At 68.9% G+C, this 25,607-nt stretch carries 16 protein-coding genes and 1 pseudogene; 9 read left to right on the top strand and 8 right to left on the bottom strand.

What is annotated here, in order from left to right; translation table 11 throughout:
- The first annotated feature begins 74 nt into the window (after positions 1–74).
- The gene (locus tag KPB06_RS12430; protein ID WP_059583716.1) at positions 75–707 is read left to right on the top strand and encodes a TetR/AcrR family transcriptional regulator; all 633 of its coding nucleotides are present in this window, start codon (positions 75–77) and stop codon (positions 705–707) included.
- 106 nt (positions 708–813) lie between these two features.
- Here the strand turns inward: KPB06_RS12430 and KPB06_RS12435 are convergent, their stop codons facing one another.
- Entirely contained in the window at positions 814–2,307 is a 1,494-nt protein-coding gene (locus tag KPB06_RS12435; RefSeq protein WP_059583714.1) for a polyhydroxyalkanoate depolymerase, read from the bottom strand.
- 212 nt (positions 2,308–2,519) lie between these two features.
- The gene (locus KPB06_RS12440) at positions 2,520–4,349 is read right to left on the bottom strand and encodes a glycoside hydrolase family 15 protein (protein ID WP_059583713.1); all 1,830 of its coding nucleotides are present in this window, start codon (positions 4,347–4,349) and stop codon (positions 2,520–2,522) included.
- 166 nt (positions 4,350–4,515) lie between these two features.
- Between KPB06_RS12440 and KPB06_RS12445 the strand changes: the two genes are divergently transcribed.
- A complete protein-coding gene (locus KPB06_RS12445; RefSeq protein ID WP_155634532.1) occupies positions 4,516–5,763 on the top strand; it encodes a lactonase family protein in 1,248 nt (415 codons plus the stop codon).
- Positions 5,764–5,895: 132 nt separating this feature from the next.
- Here KPB06_RS12445 and KPB06_RS34565 read toward each other — a convergent pair.
- Both KPB06_RS34565 and KPB06_RS12455 read right to left on the bottom strand, forming a co-directional pair.
- Positions 5,896–7,485 (bottom strand): annotated as a pseudogene (locus KPB06_RS34565) (DNA translocase FtsK); the annotation flags it as partial.
- Positions 7,486–10,041: 2,556 nt separating this feature from the next.
- On the bottom strand, positions 10,042–10,587 hold the full coding sequence (locus KPB06_RS12455; RefSeq protein ID WP_059583708.1) for an META domain-containing protein: 546 nt from the start codon (positions 10,585–10,587) through the stop codon (positions 10,042–10,044).
- 216 nt (positions 10,588–10,803) lie between these two features.
- Here KPB06_RS12455 and purT point away from each other — a divergent pair, with 216 nt between their 5' ends.
- From purT to KPB06_RS12475, 4 genes are all read left to right on the top strand, one after another.
- The gene (gene purT / locus KPB06_RS12460) at positions 10,804–12,018 is read left to right on the top strand and encodes a formate-dependent phosphoribosylglycinamide formyltransferase (RefSeq protein WP_059583706.1); all 1,215 of its coding nucleotides are present in this window, start codon (positions 10,804–10,806) and stop codon (positions 12,016–12,018) included.
- Between the two features lie 18 nt (positions 12,019–12,036).
- Complete coding sequence (locus KPB06_RS12465) at positions 12,037–12,222, top strand: DUF6726 family protein (protein WP_006497052.1); 186 nt, start codon at positions 12,037–12,039, stop codon at positions 12,220–12,222.
- Between the two features lie 93 nt (positions 12,223–12,315).
- Complete coding sequence (locus KPB06_RS12470; protein WP_060966830.1) at positions 12,316–12,696, top strand: MliC family protein; 381 nt, start codon at positions 12,316–12,318, stop codon at positions 12,694–12,696.
- Positions 12,697–13,157: 461 nt separating this feature from the next.
- On the top strand, positions 13,158–14,651 hold the full coding sequence (locus KPB06_RS12475; RefSeq protein WP_476695707.1) for a DEAD/DEAH box helicase: 1,494 nt from the start codon (positions 13,158–13,160) through the stop codon (positions 14,649–14,651).
- A 261-nt stretch (positions 14,652–14,912) separates the two neighbouring features.
- Here KPB06_RS12475 and gluQRS read toward each other — a convergent pair whose 3' ends face one another.
- Positions 14,913–15,815, bottom strand: coding sequence for a tRNA glutamyl-Q(34) synthetase GluQRS (gene gluQRS / locus KPB06_RS12480; protein WP_059583700.1), 903 nt, complete (start codon positions 15,813–15,815; stop codon positions 14,913–14,915).
- Positions 15,816–15,855: 40 nt separating this feature from the next.
- Complete coding sequence (locus tag KPB06_RS12485; protein ID WP_059583698.1) at positions 15,856–16,710, bottom strand: sulfurtransferase; 855 nt, start codon at positions 16,708–16,710, stop codon at positions 15,856–15,858.
- Between the two features lie 215 nt (positions 16,711–16,925).
- On the opposite strand from KPB06_RS12485, the gene dnaE reads away from it, so the two are divergent.
- The 3 genes from dnaE to KPB06_RS12500 all read left to right on the top strand — a co-directional run bounded on the left by dnaE (position 16,926) and on the right by KPB06_RS12500 (position 23,184).
- Positions 16,926–20,459 (top strand): DNA polymerase III subunit alpha, encoded by a 3,534-nt coding sequence (gene dnaE / locus KPB06_RS12490; protein WP_059583697.1) that lies wholly within the window; start codon positions 16,926–16,928, stop codon positions 20,457–20,459.
- Between the two features lie 309 nt (positions 20,460–20,768).
- The gene (locus KPB06_RS12495; protein ID WP_059583695.1) at positions 20,769–21,854 is read left to right on the top strand and encodes a glycosyltransferase family 9 protein; all 1,086 of its coding nucleotides are present in this window, start codon (positions 20,769–20,771) and stop codon (positions 21,852–21,854) included.
- 151 nt (positions 21,855–22,005) lie between these two features.
- On the top strand, positions 22,006–23,184 hold the full coding sequence (locus KPB06_RS12500) for a glycosyltransferase family 9 protein (RefSeq protein WP_275905613.1): 1,179 nt from the start codon (positions 22,006–22,008) through the stop codon (positions 23,182–23,184).
- 127 nt (positions 23,185–23,311) lie between these two features.
- On the opposite strand, the gene KPB06_RS12505 is transcribed toward KPB06_RS12500, so the two are convergent.
- Entirely contained in the window at positions 23,312–24,592 is a 1,281-nt protein-coding gene (locus tag KPB06_RS12505) for an O-antigen ligase family protein (RefSeq protein ID WP_059583692.1), read from the bottom strand.
- 133 nt (positions 24,593–24,725) lie between these two features.
- Positions 24,726–25,568: a glycosyltransferase family 2 protein gene (locus KPB06_RS12510; RefSeq protein ID WP_059583690.1), complete on the bottom strand. Its 843-nt coding sequence runs from the start codon at positions 25,566–25,568 to the stop codon at positions 24,726–24,728.
- Positions 25,569–25,607: the final 39 nt, after the last annotated feature.

Genomic DNA, 25,607 nt, shown 5'->3' on the forward strand with positions numbered 1-25,607 from the left:
GTTCCAGGGCGGCCGGCGCCGAGGCGGTGGGGGTGCCGGTCCGGATCAAGCGGCTCACATAGCAAAACGCCACCATGAATCAGCCAAAAATCAAAAGAGATCCTGAAGGTACGCGCCGCCGCATCCTGATGGCGGCTGCCGAAGAGTTCGCGAATGGAGGGCTGTTCGGCGCGCGCGTCGATCAGATCGCGCGCCGGGCCGAAACGAACGAGCGCATGCTCTATTACTACTTCGGCAGCAAGGAGCAGCTCTTCACCGCCGTGCTCGAACACGCGTTCTCCGCGCTGACGGAGGCCGAGCGCGTGCTGGATCTCGATGGCGTCGCGCCGGTCGAAGCCGTCACGCGGCTCGCGCATTTCGTGTGGGATTACTACCGCGACCATCCGGAGCTGCTGAGGCTCATCAACAACGAGAACCTGCACGAAGCGCGCTATCTGCACAAGTCGACGCGGATCCGCGAGATGATGTCGCCGATCGTCGCGAAGCTCGGCAACGTGCTGATGCGCGGCCAGAAGGCCGGGCTGTTCCGCAGCGACGTCGATCCGCTGCGCTTCTACGTGACGCTGTCGGGGCTCGGCTACTACATCGTGTCGAACCGCTTCACGCTCGCCGCGACGCTCGGCCGCGACTTCACCGATACCGACGAGCGCGCGGAGATGGTCCGGATGAACACCGAGGTGCTGCTCGCGTATCTGCTGCGGCGCTGACGCGACGCATGGAGGAGCCGGTGCGCCGCTGGTTCGCGGCCGCGCCCGGATAAGAAAACGCCGCCGTGCGCAAGCTACGGCGGCGTTTTTGCGTCGGAGCGGTGTGTCAGGCGGCCTTGCGGGCTCGCATGGCTTTGGTGCGCGGGCTGCCTGCCGCGCGCTTCGCGGCCGGCGCGGCCTTGGCGGCGGGCGCGACCGTCACGGCCGGCGCCTTCGCGCGCGTGCCGCGCGTGCGTTTGGCGGCGGTGGCGCGCACCGCCGTTTCCGGTTCCGGCTCCGGCTTGGCGGCCGGCACGACGCCGATCGCGGTCGCATCCTGCGCATCGACGGGCAACTTCGCCGCGCCGTTCTTCGGCTCCGGCGCATGCTCGCGGATGAAGTCGCGCAGTTGCGGATAGATGATCGTGCGCCAGCGGCGGCCCGAGAAGATCCCGTAGTGGCCGCACTTCTCGGCGGTCAGGCTGCGGCGATCGTCTTGCGGGATGCCCGTGCACAGCTCGTGCGCGACGTGCGTCTGGCCGCTGCCCGAGATGTCGTCGAGTTCGCCCTCGATCGTCATCAGTGCGGTGTGCTTGATGTCCTGCGGCCGCACGCGCTCGCCTTCGACGTCCCACGTGCCTTCCGCGAGCCGGAATTCCTGGAACACGACGCGGATCGTCTCGAGGTAATACTCGGCGGCCATGTCGAGCACCGCGTTGTACTCGTCGTAGAAGCGGCGGTGCGCTTCGGCGTCGTCCTCGTCGCCGCGCAGCAGGCTCTGGTAGAAATCCCAATGCGATTGCGCGTGCCGCTCCGGGTTCATCGCGACGAAGCCCGTGTGCTGAAGGAAGCCCGGATAGACCTGGCGGCCTTCGCCCGGATAGTTCGCGGGCACCGTGTGGATCACGTTGTTCTCGAACCACGAGGTCGAGTGCTGCGTCGCGAGCGAGTTCACGGAAGTGGGGCTGCGGCGCGCGTCGATCGGGCCGCCCATCATCGTCATCGTGAGCGGCGTGTCCTCGCCGCGGCTCGCCATCAGCGAAATCGCCGCGAGCACCGGCACCGTCGGCTGGCATACCGAGATCACGTGCAGGTTGCGCGCGCCGATGTGACGGATGAATTCCTGGATGTACGCGATGTAGTCGTGCAGGTGGAACGGGCCGACCTCGACCGGCACCATCCGCGCGTCGATCCAGTCGGTGATGTAGACTTTGTGATCCTGCAGCAGCGTGCGCACCGTGTCGCGCAGCAGCGTCGAGTGGTGGCCCGACAGCGGCGCGCAGACCAGCACGACCGGTTCGTCCTTCAGTTGCGTGACGGCGTCGGCGTCGTCCGAATAGCGCTTGAAGCGCAACAACCGGCAGAACGGCTTCTCGATGATCGTCTGCTCGACGATCGGGATGTTGTGGCCGTCCTTGACGATCTGGTGAATGTTGAATTCCGGCTTTTCGTAGTCCTTGCCGAGCCGATACATCAGCTCATAGGCGGCCGCCATCCGCGGTGCGCCGGGCATCAGCGAGAACGGGCTCGACGGATTCGCGAACGACTTCGACGCGGCCTGGGCCCAGGCCGTGAGCGGGCTCAGCATGGCCCGCTGGAATTCGTGCAATTGGTAAAGCATGCAGACTACTCCCGCGTGGGGGACGGTGCGCAAGGGCGGCGTGGGGCGTCGCGGCGTGCCGTGTGGGTCAGCGACCGGCCATGTTGCAATGCAGCCGGACAATCGTGTCGATCATATCGGACAACGATCGGTGTTGCAATGCAACATTTCCTCGGATTTTCATCAAAGCTTTGCGAATTGACGATCTCTGAACAAGGCTTCCCGGCCGCCGCTCAGCGGCCGGTGGCCATGGCCGGCGCGGGCTGGCCGGCCGCGCGCGCCATCGCGTCTTCGTGGTGCATCAGGTTCATCGCGGTATGCACGAGCGCCACGTGCGAGAACGCCTGCGGGAAGTTGCCGACGAGCCGGCCGGCCACCGGGTCGTATTCCTCCGCGAGCAGCCCGAGGTCGTTCGACAGTGCGAGCAGCCGGCTGAACAGCCGATGCGCGTCGTCGATCCGGCCGAGCAGCGCGTAGCTGTCGACCAGCCAGAAGCTGCACGCGAGAAACGTGCCTTCGCCGGGCGGCAGGCCGTCGTCGTATTCGGTCGTGCGGTAGCGCATCACGAGCCCGTCGTGCAGCAATTCCCGTTCGATCGCATCGACCGTGCCGACGATGCGCGGATCTTCCGGCGGCAGGAAGCCGAGCTGCGGCAGCAGCAGCACGCTCGCGTCGAGCTCGTCGCTGCCGTAGCTCTGCGCGAACGCCTGCTTGCCTTCGTGCCAGGCGTTCGCGCAGACGTCCGCGTGGATGCGCTCGCGCAGCGCGCGCCAGCGGTCGAGCGAGCCGGGCAGCCGGAACATTTCCGCCGACTTGATCGCGCGGTCGAACGCGACCCACGCCATCACCTTCGAGAACGTGAAATGGCGGCGGCCGCCGCGCGTTTCCCAGATTCCTTCGTCGGGCTCCTGCCAGATCTTCTCGAGATGGTCGAGCAGCGCGCACTGCACGGACCAGACCGTGTCGTCGGCCTGCAGGCCGCCCACGCGCGCGAGGTGCAGCGCGGCCATCACCTCGCCGAACACGTCGAGCTGGAGCTGGTTCGCGGCGCCGTTGCCGACGCGTACCGGCAGCGAATCCTGGTAGCCGGGCAGCCAGTCGAGCTCCATTTCCGGCAGCCGGCGCTCGCCGGCGATCCCGTACATGATCTGGATCTGCTCGGGCGAGCCGGCCATCACGCGGCCGAGCCACGTGCGCCACGCGCGCGCCTCGTCGTAGTAGCCGCCGCGCATCAGCGCGAGCAGCGTGATCGTCGCGTCGCGCAGCCAGCAGTAGCGGTAGTCCCAGTTGCGGTTGCCGCCGATCTTCTCGGGCAGCGACGTGGTCGGCGCGGCGACGATGCCGCCGGTCGGCTCGTACGCGAGCGCCTTCAGCGTGATCAGCGAGCGGCGCACGGCGGCCGCGTAGCGGCCCTGCACCTGGCAGCGGCCCGACCATTCGAGCCAGTAGTTCTCCGTGCGCGCGAGCATCGACAGCGGGTCGCGCGCGGGCGGCAGCCGCATGTGCGACGCCGCGTAGCCGAGCGAGAACGGCACGCGCTCGTCGGCGCGGACCGTGAATTCCGCGAGCGTATGGAGGTTCTTGCCGGTGAGCGGCACCGGCGTGCGCAGCACGACGGTATCGGGGCCGGCGATGGCCTTCATGCCGTCCTCGCGGGTCAGTTGCGTGACCCACGGAATCGAGAAACCGTAGTCGAAGCGCAACACGAGCTCCATGCGCATCTTCATCGTGCCGTGGCGGCCGACGACGATCCGCACCAGTTCGGACCAGCCGTTGCCGGGCGGCATGAAGTCGATCACGGTGACGGCGCCGTCGGCGCTTTCGTAATCGGTTTCGAGAATCAGCGTGTCGCCGCGGTAGCGGCGCGTCGTGTGCGTGATCGCGGCGTCGGCGGCCGGAGCAAGCAGCCAGCGGCCGTGCTCGGGCGTGCCGAGCAGCGCCGCGAAGCAGGCGCCCGAATCGAAGCGGGGCCAGCACAGCCAGTCGACGGAGCCGTCTTTTGCGATCAGCGCGGCCGTGTGGCCGTCGCCGACGAGGGCGTAGTCTTCGATCAGGGCGGGCATGGGCAGGCGATCCTTGGGTATTCGAATTCACAATGCGGACGTCGGCGGCCCGGACTTCACGCCCGGGCGCCGCGCCCCGTATACTCGGCCGGGCGGCGGAGCGCATGAACGGCCGGCGTTTCGTCCTATCTCAACACTTGAAGCGACTCGATGCAAGGAGGATTCAATGCCCAACCGTTTACGGAAGCGTGACGCACGCGCTTCGACACGAGGGTTCCCGCTTAGGTTCGCTCACTGGATGAAAGGTTTCGCGATCGTGCTTTCCCTGTCCGCGACCCATGCATTCGCGCAGCAATCGTCCGCCCCGGCCGACGGCGTCTACAACCTGCTCGTCGGCACCTATACGGGCGGCGGCAGCGACGGGATCTACGTTTACCGCTTCGACACCAGGACCGGCAGCGTCGCGCCGGTGTCGTCGGCGAAGACCGTGAATCCGTCGTACCTGTTGCCGAGCCGCGACGGTCGCACCGTCTACGCGGTCAACGAGCTGCCCGGCGACGACGGGCCCGCGACGCAGCGCGGCGGCGTCAGCGCGTTCCGCTTCGACGCGAAGACGGGTGCGCTCAGCTTCATCGACCGCGTATCGTCGGAAGGGAACGATCCTTGCTATCTCGCGCTGTCGCCGGACGGCAAGTACCTCGTCACCGCCAACTACTCGGTCGCGGCCGACCCGGGTGGCAGCTTCGCGGTGTTTCCGCTGCGCGACGACGGCGGGGCCGGCCAGGCCGTGCTGACCGTCCACCACGAAGGCACCGGGCCCGTGAAGGGCCGCCAGGACGGCGCGCACGTGCATTCGACGGTGTTTTCGCCGGACGGCCGCTACCTGTTCGTGCAGGATCTCGGCGCGGACAAGATCTACGGCTACCGCTACACGGTGGACGGCAGCCGCGGGCTGATCAGCCCGACCGACACGCGCTACACGCCGGTGAAGGCCGGCTCGGGCCCGCGTCACATGGTGTTCGGCGCCGACGGCCGCTTCGCTTACGTGACGAGCGAGCTCAACGCGTCGGTCGAGGTGTTCGGCTATCACGACGGCAAGCTGACGCCGGTCCAGACGGTGCCGATGACGGCGCCGGGCTTCAAGGGCAAGGTCGGCGGCGGCGCGATCCACCTGTCGCCGGACGGGCGCTTCCTGTACGCGAGCAACCGCGGCGACGCGAACGACCTCGTGATCTACGCGGTGAACAAGGCCGACGGCCGGCTCAAGCACGTCGGCCGCCAGTCGAGCCTCGGCAAGACGCCGCGCGAGTTCCTGATCGATCCGACCGGCAAGTGGCTGATCGTCGGCAACCAGGACAGCGACACGTTCTACGTGTTCAGCCGCGATGTCGAAACGGGGCAGCTCGGCGCGAATCCGCAGAAGGTCGCGGTCGGCAAGCCGGTCGACTTCAAGCTGGTGCCGGTCGAGCAGTAAATCCCGGTCGATTCCCGGCCGATGCAGGAAGGGCGCTGCCGATGCAGCGCCCTTCGTATTTCAGGCAACCGGTCGCGCGGCGTGCCCGTGTCGATGAATCGCGGCCGGCGGGGCCGCCGGCCCCGGTCGGCCTCAGTCGGCCGCGGCCGGCACGAGCACCTCGCGGCTGCCGTTGATGCCCATCGCCGACACGAGGCCCGCCGTTTCCATCTGCTCGACGAGGCGCGCCGCGCGGTTGTAGCCGATGCGCAATTGCCGCTGCACCGACGAGATCGACGCGCGCCGCGTGCGCACGACGAACGCGACGGCTTCGTCGTACAGCGGATCGGCTTCCGCATCCGGCGCGTCGCCGAACAGGTCCTGCGTCGCGCCGTCGGCGGCCGGGCCGTCGAGGATGCCTTCCTCGTACTGCGGCTCGCCGAACTGCTTCAGATACTCGACGATCCGGTGCACTTCCTCGTCGGCGACGAACGCGCCGTGCACGCGCTGCGGATAACCGGTGCCCGGCGGCAGGAACAGCATGTCGCCCATCCCCAGCAGCGACTCCGCGCCCATCTGGTCGAGGATCGTGCGCGAATCGATCTTCGACGATACCTGGAACGCGACGCGCGTCGGGATGTTCGCCTTGATGAGGCCGGTGATCACGTCGACCGACGGACGCTGCGTCGCGAGGATCAGGTGGATGCCGGCCGCGCGCGCCTTCTGCGCGAGGCGGGCGATCAGTTCCTCGATCTTCTTGCCGGCGACCATCATCAGGTCGGCCAGCTCGTCGATCACGACGACGATCAGCGGCAGCGTCGACAGCGGCTCCGGATCGTCGGGCGTCAGCGAGAAGGGGTTGCCGATCTTCTTTTCCTTCGCTTGCGCGTCGCGGATCTTCTGGTTGAAGCCCGCGAGGTTGCGCACGCCGACGGCCGACATCAGCCGGTAGCGTTTCTCCATTTCGCCGACGCACCAGTTCAGCGCGTTCGCCGCGAGCTTCATGTCGGTGACGACCGGCGCGAGCAGGTGCGGGATGCCTTCGTAGACCGACAGTTCGAGCATCTTCGGGTCGATCATGATGAGCCGCACGTCTTCCGGCGTCGCCTTGTACAGCAGCGACAGGATCATCGCGTTGATCGCGACCGACTTGCCCGAACCCGTCGTGCCGGCCACCAGCATGTGCGGCGCCTTCGCGAGATCGGTGACGACCGGGTGCCCGGTGATGTCCTTGCCCATCGCGATCGTCAGTTGCGACGGCGAATGCTGGTACTGGCGCGATTCGAGAATCTCCGACAGGCGGATCATCTGGCGCTTCGCGTTCGGCAGTTCGAGGCCCATGCAGGTCTTGCCGGGGATCGTCTCGACGACGCGGATCGACGTGAGGCCGAGGCCGCGCGACAGGTCCTTCATCAGCCCGACGATCTGGCTGCCGCGCACGCCGAGCGCGGGTTCGATCTCGAAGCGCGTGATCACGGGGCCGGCCGATGCGCCCACCACCGTCACCGGCACCTTGAATTCCTGCAGCCGCTGTTCGATCACCTGCGCGGTTTGCGCGAGGTGTTCCTCGGTGATCGTTTCGACGTCGTCGGACGCAGGCTCGAGCAGGTCGAGCGTCGGCAGTTCGACGTTGAACGACGCAGGTGCGTGGAATTCGAACGCGTTCGGGCGCGGCTGACGGGCGGGGGCCGGGGCCGGTTCGGTGGCCTCGATCGCCTGGGTGGCCGGTGCGCCGATCGGTGCGACAGTGGGCGGTGTCGGCGCGGAAACGACGGCCGCAGGCGGATGCGGGAGGTTCGCGCCGGGGAGGGCCGTAGCCGGCGGTGCCGTGATCGGCGCCTCGGTCACGTCGTGCGACATGGACCAGCCCGACGACGTGGCGGCAGCGGCGGGCGGTGTCGTGAACGTCCGCGTTGCGACCGTGGCAGGGACGAACGCGATCGACGGGGCCTGCGTCGCGGTGGGCGCATCGATCGACATCAGCGGTCCGGTTGCGGCGGCAGGCAAGCCCGTGACCGGGTGAGCCGGCGTGGCGGCGAGCGCGGCTGTCGGCGCGATCGCGCTGAAGGATGGCGACGTCGTGGCGGAAACGGCCGGCGACGCGGGAAGGGCGATGGCCGGCTGCGGAGCGGCTGCGCCGGGTGAGCCGGATGAGCCGGATGGAGCGGACGTCGTCGCACCGGTCGAGGTGGTCGTCGTGTCGGCTGGACGCGTCGATGCGGGCGCGGAAGACGGCGCCGCGATCGGCGTGGTTGCGGAAAGCACGGGCGCCGACGTTCCGGCGATCGACGAAGAGGGCAGGGCGGCGAACGGGACGATGCCGTCGGCAGGCTTCACGTCGGCGTGCGCATCGGCGGCACGTTCAGGCACGTTGGCCGGTGCGGCGCGATCGATGACAGGCGCCGGTTGCGTGTCGTCCTTGTCGTCGGTATCGGGCGAGCCGGCCGGATGGCGGGTGGCCGGGTCGCGAACCGCCGTATCGTCTGCCTGCGCGGAGGCGGGATCGGCGGATTCCGATCCCGCGGTGTCCGCCAGCGGTTCGGCGACCGGATTCCCGGTCGACACGTCGAAGGCGGAAGCCGGCGGGCTGGCGACGTCTTCCCACGGCGCGACGTCGACGGGCGTGTCGAACGAAGGCGCGGCGGCGATCCCGAATGCCGGCGCGGCGGGCGCATCGTCGACGGGATGGATTTCGTCGTCGGCACGAGGCGAAAACACGCGATCGTCGACGCGGGTATCCGGCAGCGCGTGCGGGGTGGCGTCATCGAACGACGGGGTGGGCGAATCGCCGACCGGAGCCTGTGTCATGCCGGATTCCGCCGGCATGAAGGCGTCGAGCACGATCGGCGCGGTGTCGTCATGCGCAGGTGCGGCTTCGTGTTCGGCCGGGGCAGGGATGTCCTGCGCTGCGATGCCGTGCGTCGCGGAGACGAACGCGTCCGACACAGCCGCCGCTGCCGGCGCGGCCACGCCACCTGCTGCCGCGGCTACGCCAGCAGCGGCTGCAGTAGCGGTTGCCGTGTGCGTCGCGTCGGCCGGCTGCGCGCCGCCCAGCGTCGCCCATTGCGCGGTGCTGGCTTCGATCGCGCGCAGCGTGTCGTGAACGCTCGGCGCAGGCGTGATCGGCGCGGCCGGTTTTTCCGTCCACGCATAGAGCGGCGCGCGTGCCGGCGCGGGCGGCGCCGGGCGGCGTCGTGTCGCGTCCGGCGGCAGGCCGGCTGCCGCCGTGCCCGCGGCCGGACGCACCGGCGGACGCTGCGGTGGCGTACCGGCCGGTCGCGGCGCGACCGTGGCGCGCGGCGTAGTCTGCGTGAGCGCGGCGGTGGCCGGCCGCGCGGCGGTCGGACGCGGCCGGACGGGTTCGAATCCCGCCGGAAGCGGGGCGGGCGCCGGGCGCGGCACTTGCGCGTTCGCCGCGGCGCGCGCGAGGCTGGCGGTGCTGCCGGTGGTCGGCGGCGGCATCGCGCTGGCCGGGATCGGCGCGGGCGGTGCCGGGGTGCGTTGCGGCGCGGCGGGCTTCAGCCAGCCCGACGGCGCGACGGGCTCCGCGAGCGGGCGCGGCGGCGTCTTGCTGCGCGGCTTCGGTCGCGCCTGCGGATCGGGCTTCCACACGGTCGGGCGCGAATACCGGCCGTTCTGGCGCGGCGCCATCGAGTTCACGGTGTGCGCGGTGGTCGGCTGCACGACGTCGTCGTCGCGATGCAGCGCACTGCGCGGCAGATCGGCGATCCCGCGCGCGTCGTCGTCGCCGCCGTCGCGCGACAGCTTGACGCCGAACGACGTGTCGACCCACGCGGCGAACTGCCGCCAGCCGATGCCGGTCAGCCAGGGCAAGCCGGCGAACAACAGCACGACCATCGCGACCGGCGTGCCGATCGGGCCGAGCACGCGGGCGAAGCCGGCCGAGCACGCATGGCCGAGCGCGTTCGTGTCGGGGCCGGACAGCGGGCTCGTCAGCGTGCAGCTGGCGACGAATACCGCGGCGAAGCCGAGCCACAGGCGGATCGAGCCGCGGCCGGCGAGCCCGCCGCCGCCGGGCAGCATCGCCTGGACGAGACGCCAGAAGAGAAGGAGGAACCAGACGGCGGAGATGCCGAACCAGCCGAAGACAACCGTGTGCATGCTTTGAAACAGGAGTGGGGAGGGGCGCGCGGGGCGCGACCCGCCGAGTTTAACCGGCCGGCGAACAAGACTCTAACGCGGCGTGATTCCGATTCACGCCGCGCGACGCACGTGGGTGGCACATGCGCGTGGCGCGCCACGCGAAGGCGGTCGGTCGGCCTTCGCGCGCGCCGGGCGTCAGGGGCTCCGGTGCGTGAACGTCAGCGTCGCGCCGGCCTCGGTCACGATCTGCAATTGCTGCGGCGCGCGCATCTGCACGCCGGTCTTCGCGATGTGGGCGAGCGCGTCGAGGTACGCGGCTTCGAGCTGGCCGCCGAGCGTGTTCGGGCAGGCCATTCGCGTGCCGGCGAGCGGGCCGAAGCTCAGCACGCCATTCTTGATCGCATAGGTGCCCATGTAGCGGTTGCAGCCCGAGAACCCGCTTGCGCGCCGGATGCCCGAATCGGTCGACAGCGCGAGCTTGATCGGCTCGCCGTTGTCGCCGTGCGGGATCGCGCGTTGCGTGCCGTCGGCGTTCACCCAGCGGGTGAGCTCCCAGCTCGTGTCGTCGAGCAACTGGACGGCGGCGGGGTTGTACGGGTCGGGTTCGGGGGCGGCGGAATCGGGATGGGTCGGCATCGCGCAGGCGGCGAGAAGCGTGGCAAGCGTCAGCGCGCAAAACGGCGCGCGCAACGGACGAAACAGGCCGGTGCGTGCGCGTGCGGCCGCGGACAGGTGGGACATGAGCCTCGTTCCTCTTCGGATTCTGATCAAGGCGTAAGAGTAACGCACCCGCCCCGCGGCAGGCGAGCCGACACTTCGCGCGTGAAAACGTTCGCGGGCCGCCCATCGGCCTCGCACGACGACGCGCCGACGCGGCCAAACCGCCCGAACCGGCCCGGATGCCCGTGTTAACATCGAAGCCGTTTTCGTCCTCCAACAGAACCAGCGGGAAATCACATGCAGATCGGTCAGCGGCTCGGTACGCCGCTTTCACCCTCGGCCACGCGCGTCATGCTGCTCGGCGCGGGCGAACTCGGCAAGGAAGTCATCATCGCGTTGCAGCGTCTCGGCGTCGAAGTCGTCGCGGTCGATCGCTATCGGGACGCACCGGGCCACCAGGTCGCGCATCGCGCGCACGTGATCGACATGACGGACCCGGCCGCGCTGCGGGCCGTCGTCGAGGCCGAGCGTCCGCACCTGATCGTCCCCGAGATCGAGGCGATCGCCACCGACGCGCTCGCGGCGATCGAGGCGGCCGGCCTCGCCGAGGTGATCCCGACCGCGCGCGCGACGCAGCTCACGATGAATCGCGAAGGGATCCGCCGGCTCGCGGCCGAGGAACTCGGCCTGCCGACCTCCCCGTATGCGTTCGCGGATTCGTTCGAAGCGTTCAGCGCGGCCGTCGCGAAGATCGGCATGCCGTGTGTCGTGAAGCCCGTGATGTCGTCGTCGGGCAAGGGGCAGTCGGTCGTGAAGACCGAGGCCGACGTGAAGCCGGCGTGGGACTACGCGATGGCCGGCGGGCGCGTGAACCATGGCCGCGTGATCGTCGAGGGCTTCGTCGATTTCGACTACGAGATCACGCAACTGACCGTGCGCGCGATCGACCCCGCGACGCTCGACACGCGTACCTATTTCTGCGAGCCGGTCGGCCACGTCCAGGTGGCGGGCGACTACGTCGAATCGTGGCAGCCGCAGCCGATGAGCGCGGCGGCGCTCGAGAAGTCGCGCGAGATCGCGCACAAGGTGACCGAGGCGCTCGGCGGGCGCGGGCTGTTCGGCGTCGAGCTGTTCGTGCGCGGCGACGACGTCTGGTTCTCCGAGGTGAGCCCGCGGCCGCACGATACGGGCCTCGTCACGCTGGCATCGCAGCGCCAGTCGGAATTCGAGCTGCACGCGCGGGCGATTCTCGGGCTGCCGGTCGATCCGGCGCTCGGCACGCCGGCTGCGTCGGCGGTGATCTACGGCGGGCTCGACGAGCGCGGGATCGCGTTCGAAGGCGTGCGCGACGCGCTCGCGGTGCCGGGCGCGGACCTGCGCCTGTTCGGCAAGCCGGAAAGTTTCGCGAAGCGGCGCATGGGCGTCGCGCTGGCGACCGGCGCGACCGTCGACGAAGCCCGCGAACGCGCGAAGCGCGCTGCCGCGGCCGTGCGGCCCGTGTCGGCGCGCTGACGGAACGAGGAGCGGACGATGGCGTCGAGGTGGTTGCGTATCGGAAAGCTGGGCGCCGCGCTGGCGCTTGTCGCGAGTCTCGCCGGCTGCGGCCTGGCGGCCGCCCCGTGCCGCGTGGCGTCGGCGGGCCTCAAGATCGTGCCGCTCGTCGGCCATGTCGCCGCGGCGCCGACCGATGCGTGCGCGGATGTGATCGATCCCTGATTTCGACCGCCGACGTGCCTTCCCGTCAACCGTATGGACAATCACCCCGCGCGCCGCGATGGCGCGTTTCCACCGTCTCGTGAGAGGACCTGCATGATTCGCTACACCCTCGCCGCGCTTGCGCTTGCCAGCGGTGCCGTTTCCGTCGCGCATGCCGCGCGATTGACCATCGAAGAGATCGACGCCGACACGCGCCAGCAGGTCGTCTACCAGTGCGCGAACCAGAAGCAGCCGGTGCGCGTGTCGTACTGGCTCGCGGGCAACGGCCAGAGCTTCGCGCTCGTGCCGGTCGACGGCAAGCGGTTGCTGTTCGTCGACACGGTGTCGGCGTCGGGCGCGCGCTACCAGGCCGGCCGCTATACGTGGTGGACGAAGGGCAAGGAAGCGACGCTGCGCGACGAGATCGCCGACCCGAAGTCGCCGCCGCTGCTGGGCGACTGCGTGCAGGTCGAGAAGAAAAAGAAGCAGGGCTGAGCGGCGGGCGCGGTCGCGGCACGCATTCGCGTATTCGCGCGTCGTGACGGCTGTCAGGCTGAAGGCCCGGTACGCGGATGGGCGGCGGACCGACTGGTACGAGGCTTCGGCATCGAACCCCCATTCTTGTTTACTGCCCGATACGGATAACCCCGATCGGGCGACCGCTCGCCCGCACGGGCTGGGGCAGTCCCGCCGCGCGAACCGCCGCCGCGGCCGTTCGCGGCGTTGTCGCGGACAGATTCCCGCACGGTGCTACAATACGGCCCTTTCCGCCGGCATTCGCGCCGAACGGAGTCCGCACGGCCTGGCGTCCAGCGTTCGCATTGAACCGGTCCCAAGCGCCAGAGCGGCGCCGCGCGGCGCGCCGCGGCTCCGTCTATTTCCGAATTGTGATGAGCGCAGGCCCGGCCGGCCTGACGCACGATGTCCCCGCCGCGCCTTTTGAGCGAAACGCCACCATGTCCGATTCTGTCGCCAAGCCCGTCGACGCAACCTTCGATCAATTCGGCCTTGCCGCCGATATCCTGAAAGCCATTGCGGAGCAGGGTTATACGACGCCGACGCCGATCCAGGCGCAGGCCATTCCGGTCGTGCTCGCCGGCCGCGACGTCATGGGCGCCGCGCAAACGGGCACCGGCAAGACCGCGAGCTTCTCGCTGCCGATCATCCAGCGCCTGCTGCCGCAGGCCAACACGAGCGCGTCGCCGGCGCGCCACCCCGTGCGTGCGCTGATCCTCACGCCAACCCGCGAACTCGCCGACCAGGTCGCCGCGAACGTGCACGCGTATGCGAAGCACACGCCGCTGCGCAGCGCGGTGGTGTTCGGCGGCGTCGACATGAACCCGCAATCGGCCGAACTGCGTCGTGGCGTCGAGATCCTGATCGCGACGCCGGGCCGCCTGCTCGATCACGTGCAGCAGAAGACGGCGAACCTCGGCCAGGTGCAGATCCTCGTGCTCGACGAAGCCGACCGGATGCTCGACATGGGCTTCCTGCCCGATCTGCAGCGCATCCTGAACCTGCTGCCGAAGGAGCGTCAGACGCTGCTGTTCTCGGCCACCTTCTCGGGCGAAATCAAGAAGCTCGCGTCGACCTACCTGCGCAATCCGCAGACGATCGAGGTCGCGCGCAGCAACTCGACGAACGCGAACGTCACGCAGATCGTCTACGACGTCGCCGAAGGCGACAAGCAGGCGGCCGTCGTGCAGTTGCTGCGCGATCGCGGCCTCAAGCAGGTGATCGTGTTCTGCAACAGCAAGATCGGCGCGAGCCGCCTCGCGCGCAATCTCGAGCGCGACGGCGTGGTCGCGTCGGCGATTCACGGCGACAAGACGCAGATCGAGCGGATGCAGGCGCTGGACGCGTTCAAGCGCGGCGAGATCGAGGCGCTGGTCGCGACCGACGTGGCCGCGCGCGGCCTCGACATCGCCGAGCTGCCGGCCGTGATCAACTTCGACCTGCCGTTCAGCGCGGAAGACTACGTGCACCGGATCGGCCGTACCGGCCGCGCGGGTGCGACGGGCGACGCGCTGTCGCTGTGCAGCCCGAACGAGCGCAAGCAGCTCGCCGACATCGAGAAGCTGATCAAGCGTCCGCTCGAAGTGCAGACGCTCAAGCTCGACAAGCCGGCGCGCCATCGTCACGACGATCGTGGCGGCGAGCGCGGTGGTGAACGCACCAGCGAGCGCGGTGGCGAGCGGGGCGGCCGGCGCGATCGCGACGAGCATCGCGGCGCATCGGCTCGCCGGTCGGGCAGCGCCGAGCGCGGCGGCCATCATCGCCGCCACGAAGCGCCGGTCGACGACTTCTTCCTGAAGCCGTACGAGCCGCAGGCGTCGGCGAAGCAGCCCGACGACGCGCAGCCCGCACAGCAGCCCGAGAAGAAAGGGCCGAAGCGGCAGGTCGCCGCGCTGCTCGGCGGGTTCGGGATGCCGCGCAAGCCGTCGGCGTAAGCCGGGCGGCGGGGGCGGCGCGTGAGCGCTGCCGGCAAGCGGGCACATGCGACGAGCATGTGCCCGTTTTTCATTGGGTGACGCGATCGGGGCGGGGGGCGTGCGAGGCGGGGCTATTGCTTGCCGCGCGGGGCGGATCTTTTGATGCCGTGTCGTCGCCAGGCGTGACGGTCACGTTTCCGTCACGTCGTCACGCGATCGGATTAGCGGCCGACGGACGCACGAGCGTAGTCGGGCACGCGCCGGTGTCCCGCAGGCGACTCAACCCGCGCGCGGGCCGAAGCGACGCGCCCACGCATCGGTCGCGGCCGCGTAGAAGGACGCCATCGTATTGCTCGATCGGTCGCCATCGGTGGTCAGACCGAGACCGAGATGCGCGGCCGCGGCCCGCAGCGCCGGGAGCGGATCGTTGCGTTCGAGCGCCGTCGCGCCCGTCTGCTTGCTGAGCTTTTCGCCGTTCGCATCGATCACGACGGGCACGTGCAGATACGCGGGAGTCGGCACGCCGAGGCAGCGCTGCAGGTAGATCTGGCGCGCGGTCGAATCGAGCAGGTCGGCGCCGCGCACGACATGCGTGATACCGGCATCGGCATCGTCGACGACGACCGCGAGTTGATACGCCCATTGGCCGTCCGCGCGTTTGAGCACGAAATCGCCGACGTCGGTCGCGAGGTTCTGCGCTTGCGTGTGCTGCCAGCGATCGTCGAACGTGACGAGCGCGTCGCTGCCGTCGGGCACGCGCAGCCGCCATGCGCGCGCGGGCTTGCCGTGCAGGCCGGTGCGGCAGGTGCCCGGATAGGCGAGCGTCGTGTGGCGTTCGTGGGCCGCGCGCAGCGAATCGGCGATTTCCTTGCGCGTGCAGCCGCACGGATAGACGAGCCCCGCCGCGACGAGCCGCTCGAGCGCGGCCGTGTAGGCCGCATCGCGCGTGCTCTGCCAGACGGGCGGCGCGTCGGGCGTCATGCCGAAATGGGCGAGGGTCGCGAGGATGTCGTCGGCCGCGCCGGGCACCGTGCGCGGGCCGTCGAGATCCTCGATGCGCACGAGCCACGTGCCGCCGTGCGCGCGCGCGTCGAGCCAGCTCGCGAGCGCGCCGACCAGCGAGCCGAAGTGCAGCGGGCCGGTGGGCGACGGCGCGAAGCGGCCGCGATAGCCGTGATTCATCGGCGGGGCGCGACGAGACGTGGCGAGGCGAGGCGCGCCGTTACGCGGCGCTGGCTGCCTGCACGCAGGCCGGGCACGACTTGCCGGGCACGTAGCTCGGCGACTGTTGCGCTTGCGGCGTGACGACCGCGCGGCACGCGAAGCACGTGACGTTCGCGGTGGGCTGGAGCTGCGGATTCAGCGCGGTGCGGTAGTCGAACACGAAGCAGTCGCCGTGATAGTGCGCGCCGCCGACTTCCTCGAAGTACTTCAGGATCCCGCCTTCGAGCTGGTACACGTTCTCGATGCCGATTTCCTTCATGTGGATCGCGGCCTTCTCGCAGCGGATGCCGCCGGTGCAGAACGACACGACCGTCTTGCCTTCGAGGTCGGCGCGGTTCGCGTCGATCACTTCCGGGAATTCGCTGAACTTGTCGATCCGGTAGTCGAGCGCGTTGTCGAACGTGCCGACGTCGACTTCGAACGCGTTGCGCGTGTCGAGCATCACGACCGGGCGGCCCGTGTCGTCGTGGCCGCGGTCGAGCCACGCCTTGAGCGTGCGCGCGTCGACGAACGGCGCGCGGCCGAGTTCCGGCTTGATCGCGGGCTTCTTCATCGTGATGATCTCGCGCTTCAGGCGCACGAGCATGCGGCGAAACGGCTGCGAGTCGGACAGGCTTTCCTTGAACTGCAGCGTCGCGAACTTGCCTTCGAACAGCGGATCGTGGCGAATGTATGCGATGAATGCGTCGGTGGCTTCGCGCGTGCCGGCGATGAACAGGTTGATGCCTTCCGGCGCGAGCAGGATCGTGCCGCGCAGGCCCAGTTCGTTGCAGCGCGCGGTGACGAGCGGGCGCCATTGCTCGTTCGCGTCGAGCGATACGAAGTGGTAGGCGGCGAGGTTGACGATGGTCATGATGGTCCGACGGGAAAACGGCCGCACGCGGCCCGCAAAAAAGGGTGCGAAGCCGGGGCGTTGATTCGAAAAACCGTATTATCCCGCAAACGGCGCCGGCATCGATATCTGGCCGAACGGCCAGCCGCGCGACGCGTCGCCGCGTGCATCGGCCGAACGGCCAACGCGGGCATTTTTTGGGCAGCCCGCGCGGCGGGGCGGCTACAATAGCGCCCATGTCAGATCCTCGCTTCGTCCATCTTCGCGTTCACTCCGAATTCTCGATTGCCGACGGCATCGTGCGCATTGACGACATCGTCAAGGCGGCGGCCGCGGACGGCCAGGGCGCGCTCGCCCTCACCGATCTCGGCAATGCATTCGGCCTCGTCCGTTTCTACCAGGAGGCCCGCGGCAAGGGCATCAAGCCGATCGCCGGCTGCGACGTCTGGATCGCCAATCCGGACGACCGCGACAAGCCGTCGCGGCTGCTGCTGCTGGTCAAGGACAAGGTCGGTTACCTGAATCTCTGCGAGCTGCTGTCGAAGGCGTGGCTCACGAACCAGTACCGCGGCCGCGCGGAACTCGACGCGAGCTGGCTCGACGGCGAGCTCGCGCAGGGGCTGCTCGCGCTGTCGGGCGCGCAGCAGGGCGATATCGGGCTCGCGCTGGCCGCCGGCAACGAAGAAGCCGCGCGCCGTCACGCCGCGCGCTGGGCGAGCGTATTCCCGGGCGCTTTCTACATCGAGCTGCAGCGTTACGGCCAGCCGGGCGCCGAGGCGTACATCCAGCAAGCCGCGACGCTCGCCGCGTCGCTGAAGCTGCCGGTCGTCGCGACGCACCCGACGCAGTTCATGACCGACGACGATTTCACCGCGCACGAGGCGCGCGTGTGCATCTCGGAAGGCGACATCCTCGCGAACCCGCGGCGGCAGAAGCGTTTCACGACCGACCAGTATTTCCGCACGCAGGACGACATGGTCGCGCTGTTCGCCGACCTGCCGTCGGCGATCGCGAACACGGTCGAGATCGCGAAGCGCTGCAACCTGAAGCTCGAGCTCGGCAAGCCGAAACTGCCGCTGTTCCCGACGCCGGACGGCATGTCGCTCGACGACTACCTGGTCCAGCTGTCGAAGGAAGGGCTCGAGACCCGCCTCGCGCAGTTGTATCCGGTCGAAGCCGAGCGCGACGCGCAGCGCGACACGTACTACAAGCGCCTCGAATTCGAGTGCGGGACCATCACGAAGATGGGCTTCCCCGGCTACTTCCTGATCGTTGCGGATTTCATCAACTGGGCGAAGAACAACGGCGTGCCGGTCGGGCCGGGCCGCGGCTCGGGCGCCGGCTCGCTGGTCGCGTACGCGCTCGGCATCACCGACCTCGATCCGCTGCGCTACAACCTGCTGTTCGAGCGCTTCCTGAACCCCGAGCGCGTGTCGATGCCCGACTTCGACATCGACTTCTGCCAGCACGGCCGCGATCGCGTGATCCAGTACGTGAAGGAGAAATACGGCGCGGACGCCGTGTCGCAGATCGCCACGTTCGGCACGATGGCCGCGAAGGCGGCCGTGCGCGACATCGGCCGCGTGCTCGACCTCGGCTACATGTTCACCGACGGCGTCGCGAAGCTGATTCCGTTCAAGCCCGGCAAGCACGTGACGATTGCCGACGCGATGAAGGAAGAGCCGCAACTGCAGGAGCGCTACGACCACGAGGACGAAGTCCATCAGTTGCTCGATCTCGCGCAGCGCGTCGAAGGCCTCACGCGTAACGTCGGGATGCATGCGGGCGGCGTACTGATCGCGCCCGGCAAGCTGACCGATTTCTGCCCGCTGTACACGCAGGGCGACGACGGCGGCGTGGTCAGCCAGTACGACAAGGACGACGTCGAAGCCGTCGGCCTCGTGAAGTTCGACTTTCTGGGGCTCACGACGCTGACGATCCTCGACTGGGCCGAGCGCTACATCCGCCGCCTCGATCCGTCGAAGGCCGACTGGTCGCTCGCGCAGGTGCCGCTCGACGATCCGGCCTCGTTCCAGATCCTGAAGAAGGCCAACACGGTCGCGGTGTTCCAGCTGGAAAGCCGCGGGATGCAGGGCATGCTGAAGGATGCGCAGCCCGACCGCTTCGAGGACATCATCGCGCTCGTGTCGTTGTACCGTCCGGGCCCGATGGACCTGATCCCGAGCTTCTGCGCACGGAAGCACGGGCGCGAGAAGGTCGACTATCCGGATCCGCGCGTCGAACCCGTCCTGAAAGAGACCTACGGCATCATGGTCTATCAGGAGCAGGTGATGCAGATGGCGCAGATCATCGGCGGCTACTCGCTCGGCGGCGCCGACTTGCTGCGTCGCGCGATGGGCAAGAAGAAGCCCGAGGAGATGGCCAAGCATCGCGAGATCTTCGCCGAGGGTGCGGCGAAGAACGGCCTCACGCGCGAGAAGTCCGACGAGATCTTCGACTTGATGGAGAAGTTCGCGGGCTACGGCTTCAACAAGTCGCACGCGGCCGCGTATGCGCTGCTCGCGTATTACACCGCGTGGCTGAAGGCGCACCATCCGGCCGAATTCATGGCGGCCAACATGACGCTCGCGATGGACGACACCGACAAGGTGAAGATCCTGTTCGACGATTGCGTGTTGAACAACCTCGTCGTGCTGCCGCCGGACATCAACGCATCGCATTACCGGTTCGAGCCGGTCGCGGAAGCCGACGGCAAGCGCTCGCGCACGATCCGCTACGGCCTCGGCGCGGTGAAGGGCAGCGGCCAGAACGCGATCGAGGAAATCCTGCGGGCCCGCGAGGAAAAGGCGTTTACCGACCTGTTCGACTTCTGCGAACGGATCGACCGGCGCGTCGTCAACCGCCGCACGGTCGAGGCGCTGATCCGCGCCGGCGCGTTCGATTCGCTGAACCCGAACCGAGCGCAATTGATCGCGTCGGTGCCGCTCGCGATGGAAGCGGCCGACCAGGCCGAGGCGAACGCGATGCAGGCCGGCCTGTTCGACATGGGCGCCGAGTCGCCGCATGCGCACGCGCTCGTCGACGAACCCGCGTGGGACGACAAGCGCCGTCTGCAGGAAGAAAAGGGCGCGCTCGGGTTCTACCTGTCCGGCCACCTGTTCGACGCGTATCGCGACGAAGTGCGCCGCTTCGTGCGGCAGAAGGTCGGCGACCTGAAGGAAGGGCGTGACAAGCTCGTCGCCGGCATCATCGCGTCGCTGCGCACGCAGATGACGCAGCGCGGCAAGATGCTGATCGCGCTGCTCGACGACGGCTCGGGCCAATGCGAGATCACGATCTTCAACGAACAGTTCGAGGCGAATAAGGCGCTGTTCAAGGAAGACGAGCTGCTGATCGTGCAGGGGCAGGCGCGCAACGACGCGTTCACCGGCGGCATTCGCTTCACGGCCGATACCGTGATGGATCTCGAACGCGCGCGCAGCCGCTATGCGCAGGCCGTGCGGCTGACGATGAACGGCAACGCCGACGCGCTTGCGCTGCGCCGCGTGCTCGAGCCGCATGTGGCGAAGGACGAGCCGGCTGCCGCGAACGCGGTCGAAGCGCCCGCGCCGCGCGGTGGCGGACGCGATGGCGGTCGCCGCCCGCAGGCGCCGCTGCCGAACGGGCTGGCGGTGCAGATTCACTACAGCAATGCGCGCGCGCAAGGCGAAATGCGTCTGGGCGACGCATGGCGCGTGAAGCCGAGCGACGTGCTGCTGGCGGAGTTGCGAGCGGCGTTCGACGGCAGCGTCGTCGAAATCACGTACTGATCGCGTTCCACTTCGACGGCTGTCGCCTATGCACGGCCCGTCGCATCGCCATCGTGCGGTGCGGCGGGCCGTTTTGACGAGCGCGGGCAGGCGGGTCTTGGGCTGCCCATCCGGACGCTATACAATCCCGCGCTGACCGGATGAACTCGGCGCTTGCGCAGGTTTGCGCGGCGGCGAAGCCGGCAGCATGCGCGCAAACGGGGGCGAATTCACGCGCCGTGCGGCAGTGCGCGACAGGGCCGCTCTGGGCAGGATGCCGGGGCAGGGCTCGTCGCGACGATAAAAACTGATTGTCACCACCACAAGACCATGGCCAATGGGAACCCGATGCAGCGGATCCTCGTGATCCGGATTGATTTTCTGGGCGACATGCTGTGCACGACGGCGTTTCTCCGCGCGCTGAAGGCGCGCTGGCCGGGCGCGGAGCTGCATGTGGTCGCGAACCGCTACAACGCGGCCGCGCTGGCCGGCAACCCGGACGTGCACGCCATCCACACCTACGTGTACAGCCGCCAGTGCGAGCGCAACGACCGTCCCGGACGGATGCGCGCATTCTTCGACCGGCTGCGCCTCGTGCGCCGTCTGCGCCGCTTGCGGTTCGACCTCGTGATCGTGCCGAACGGCGGCATGCACCGCAGCAGCATGCAGTTCGCGCGCCAGCTTCGCGCGAAGGATTGCCGCTGGCACGATGCCGAGACCGAATTCGACGATCGCAAGCCCGAGCATGTCGCGCAGCGGCCGATGTGCCACGAGGCGTTGTCGGGTTTTCGCCTGGTGCCCGAACTCGGCTGCGCCGATCTCGACCGTCTCGAGCTGTCGGTTCATCCCGACCGCGCGCTGCAGGAAGTGTGGCATCGCCTGCTCGGCGCGCGCACGAAGCCGCGCGTCGGGCTGTTCGTGTCGAACAAGGCGGTCGAGCGCCGCTGGCCCGCCGAGCGCTGGCGCGACCTCGGCGAGCGGCTCGCAACCGTCGCGGATGTCATCGTGTTTCGCGATCCGGCCATCGGCCATGCTGCCGAAGGCGACCTGTGGCGCGACGTGAATGCACGGCATGTCGCGCCGGCGTCGGTCGCCGAGCTGGTGGCGGCCGCGAGCCTGCTCGATGCGATCGTCTCGGCCGACAGCGCGCCCGTCCACCTTGCGTCGGCGCTCGGCGTACCGGTGGCTGCCCTGTTCGAGGACCGTCCCGAGAAATACCTGCGCTGGCATCCGCTCGGTGTGCCGCACGTGGTCCTGCGCGCGGGCCCGACCGTCGATGCGATCGGCGTCGATGCGGTCGAGCGCGCGGTGCGCCACCTGCTGCCGCAGGCGAGCCACCGCGACGAAGCGCCGGCCGGCACGGCGCGCGCGCGGCCGGCCGCGGCGGCGCCTGCGACCGTGACGATCGCTTCGTAGCGCCCGGCGGTCCGTACCAGCCGCACATACTGCCATGCCCGGCTGCGCAGGGCCGTATCGCGGCCGCCCGCACGACCGGTGTGCGGCGCCGCGCCGGCTGCTGCAAAATCCTGTACATTGCCAGCCTTGTTCAGCCAGCCAGACGATTACCGTGGCCCTGTTTTCTTCCGCCCGTCCGCCCAGAACCATCCTCGTCGCCGCGCCTCGCCGTATCGGCGACGTACTGTTGACGACACCGCTCGTACGGTCGCTGAAGGCCCGCTGGCCGGACGCGCAGATCGACATGCTGGTGTTTCGCGGCACCGAGGGCGTGCTCGAGCACAATCCGGACGTGCGGCGCGTGATCGTCGTCGCGCAGCGCGCGGGATTGGGCGAGCGGCTGCGCGACGCGCTGTCGATATGGCGTCGCTACGATCTCGCGTGCGCGGCGCTGAGTTCCGACCGGCCGCGTTTCTATAGCTGGTTCGCCGGCCGCAAGCGGGTCGGTCTCGTCGATCCGGATCGCGTCACGTGGCTCACGCGGATGATGCTGCACGGAATCGCGATCAATCACCACGAATCCGCGCATACGGTCGTCAGTACGCTGGCGCTCGCGCCGGTGATCGGCATCGAGCCGGTGTCCGAGGTCGTCGCGCCCGGCATCGGCGACGATCCCGCGCGGCGCGCGCGTTTCGACGCGTGCCTCGCCGAGTCGCCGGCGATCCGCGCCGGCAAGCCACTGGTCGTGCTGCATCCGTATCCGATGTTCCGTTACAAGCAATGGCGGCTCGACGGTTGGGTCGAAATGATCGGCTGGCTGCGCGAGCAGGGCTTCGCGGTGGCGTTGTCGGGCGGCCCGGCCGACCGCGAGCGCGAATATGCGGAGCAGGTCGCGACCGAGGCGGGCGGTGACGTGCTGAACCTGGTCGGCCGCCTGACGTTCGGCGAGAGCGCGGAACTCGTGCGGCGCGCGCGGCTCTTCATCGGCCCCGACACCGGCGCGACGCACGCCGCCGCCGCGACGGGCACCGACACGATCGCACTGTTCGGGCCGTCCGACCCCGTGCGCTGGGGGCCGTGGCCGCAGCACTGGCCCGCGACCGAGAATCCGTGGGCGCTGCGCGGCTCGGGCCGGCATGGGAACGTGTGGCTGTTGCAGGGGGACGGGGATTGCGTGCCGTGCCGGCACGAAGGCTGCGAGCGTCACGTCGACAGCCGCAGCGACTGCCTCGCCCATCTTGGCGCGCAGCGCGTGAAGGCCGCGGCGGCCGAGATGCTCGGGCTGACTCCGCCGGGCCCGGCCGACATCGTCGTCGACACGTCACGGCTACGCCGCACCGGATCCGACTGAGGCGTGCCTTTTTTCGTTCGCGGAAGGCTGGTTTCGCGAAGCGCCACGCGGCTCGCCCGCATCGATGGCGGATATCCGCTGCCGCCGGCGCTGGTCGGCAGGGCAGCGGAACGTATGCCGGCGTGCGTTACACGCTGCGTCGGATCGCCGACGTTTCGCGCGGCAGCGCTTCGCTGCGTTCGCCGCAGCCGAGCAGAATGCCGGCCAGCAGGACGATCAGGTGCCCTTCGGCGAAATCCAGCAGCAGCGAATTCGCGAGACTGCCGATCGCGAAGATCGCGAGCCACGCGAGCAGCAGGTGCCGCGAGCGCGGATCGAGCGCACGGCTGCCGCGCGCGATCTGCACGATCAGGTTGACGAACAGCAGCAGGCCGAGCGTGCCGAGCTGCACGGCCATCAGCAGATATTCGTTGTGCGGATTCGACGTGAGCTGGCCTTCGGCGGCCGTCTTGCCGGCCGTGAGCTTCTCGAATTCGGATTCGAGGCCGCCCGCGCCGTAGCCGATCACCGGGCGCTGGCGATACAGCTCGAGCCCCTTCTTGTACCACTCGAGGCGCAGCCCGGTCGACGTGGCTGCATCGCTCTGCCGATATTGCTGCACTTCCGTCACGACCTTCGTCAGACGGCCGTTGTGAACCGTGCATGCAGCGACCACGAGCGCGACGCCCGCCAATACGAGCACGCCGGCGGCGAGCCCCGCGCGCAGCGCGGACTGCCGGCGCAGCAACAGCACGAAACGCACCGCGACGACGAGGATCAGCAACAGCGCGATGACCTGCCCGGTGCGCCCCTGCAGCATCACGAACACGTTGACGAGCGCCAATGCCGCGACGAACGCATAGGCGGCGCGCGACAGCGTCGTGCGGGCCGCCAGCGCGAGATCGGCCGCCTGGTAGAAGAGCAGTGCGCCGAACATGCCGGCGGCGATGTGGTTCTTGAACACCCACGCGCGCGAAAGCGGCAACTGGGTCGCATACGCCGGCCCGATCGTGGTCAACCCGAGATAGTTGGTCGTCGACAGCAGCAGGACCACGCACAGCGTGCCGAACCAGCAGCGCCGCACGATCGGCGCCCAGTTCGAATGACGGAACGCGAGCACGGCGAACGGCAGCAGCAGCAGCTTGTCGTACTTCGCGACCCAGTTCCACGCCTTGTTGTGCGGCGCGACCGTATAGGCGACGCTCGCGGCCAGCGCGGCCAGGATCAGCAACGCCGCGAGCGAAGCCGGATCGGTGACGAACGAGCGCAGGTCACGCCAGAATTCGGGGGAGATCACGAGCGCGGCGGCGAACAGCCCGCAGAACACGTTGGTCAGCGCGGTCGAGACGGGCACCATGCACAGCGCGGCGACGGCGAATGCACGGGCGGCGGTCAGGCGCCGCGTGGCGGGAGTGGAAAACGAAAGCATTGGAACCTGTCGTATGGACGAATGCGGCTCGCGGACATCGCGCCCCGCGCCGCGTATCCCGGCGAGCGATCCGGGACGAACGGCGCAGTATACGCGAAGCACGACAGGTTTCTGCGCGGTTTTCGGGGTCCGATCAGCTGAACGCGCGCTTGATTCGCGAGCGCAACAGCGCGCGCTTGAGGCGACCTTCCACGACCGGCGTATCGAGCGCGATCTGCGTGCCGACCGGCTCGCCGCGATGCAGGTAGTAGCGGTCGAACGTCGCCTGGGTCATGCCCCATTTGTTCAGGAACTGGCGACGGCCGTCGTTCTTGACGATCTTGCCGGTGCTCTTTTGCTGGAAGTGGTACACGAGGCTGTCGCCGACGCCGATGAAGATCCGGCAGCCGGCATCCCAGAATTTCATCGAGAAGTCGTTGTCGCTGCTCATGCCCGGCGACAACTCGCTGCTGTAGCCGCCGATGCGGTTCCACCAGTCGCGGTGCACGAGCGTCGGCGGCCACGTCGAGCCGAGCCAGTCCGCGCGCGCGAGCTTCGGCGACGCGGCGATCAGGGCGGCCGCGTCGAACTGTTCGGCGTCGCGGCCGAAATTGCTGACGACGACGCACGGGTTGCGCGTGTCGACCGGCTCGATCATCGTGCCCGACAGCATGAACAGGTCGGTCGGCATCCGTTCGATGCGGCGCACGAGCGCCGTATCCCAGCCCGGGCAGCAGAACATGTCGTCGTTCATGTAGACGACGTAGTCGCGCGTGGCGCGCGCGGCGGCCAGGTTGACCGCATGGCAGATGCCGATGTTGGTCGGCGACGCGGTGTGCTCGATCCCTTCGCTGCGCACCCAGTCGAGCGTGCCGTCCGAGCCGTCGTTCACGTGCACGATGATCTGATGGTCGTACGCGGAGTGGCGACGCAGGCTGTCGACGACGAGCTTGAGGTACGGCAGGTTGTTCCAGGTCGGAATGATGATGGAGAACATGGCGGTCGGATTCGGTAGTCGTCGTGGCGGGCGGCGCGT

The organism is Burkholderia semiarida, from assembly GCF_029268935.1.
Taxonomy (GTDB): domain Bacteria; phylum Pseudomonadota; class Gammaproteobacteria; order Burkholderiales; family Burkholderiaceae; genus Burkholderia; species Burkholderia semiarida.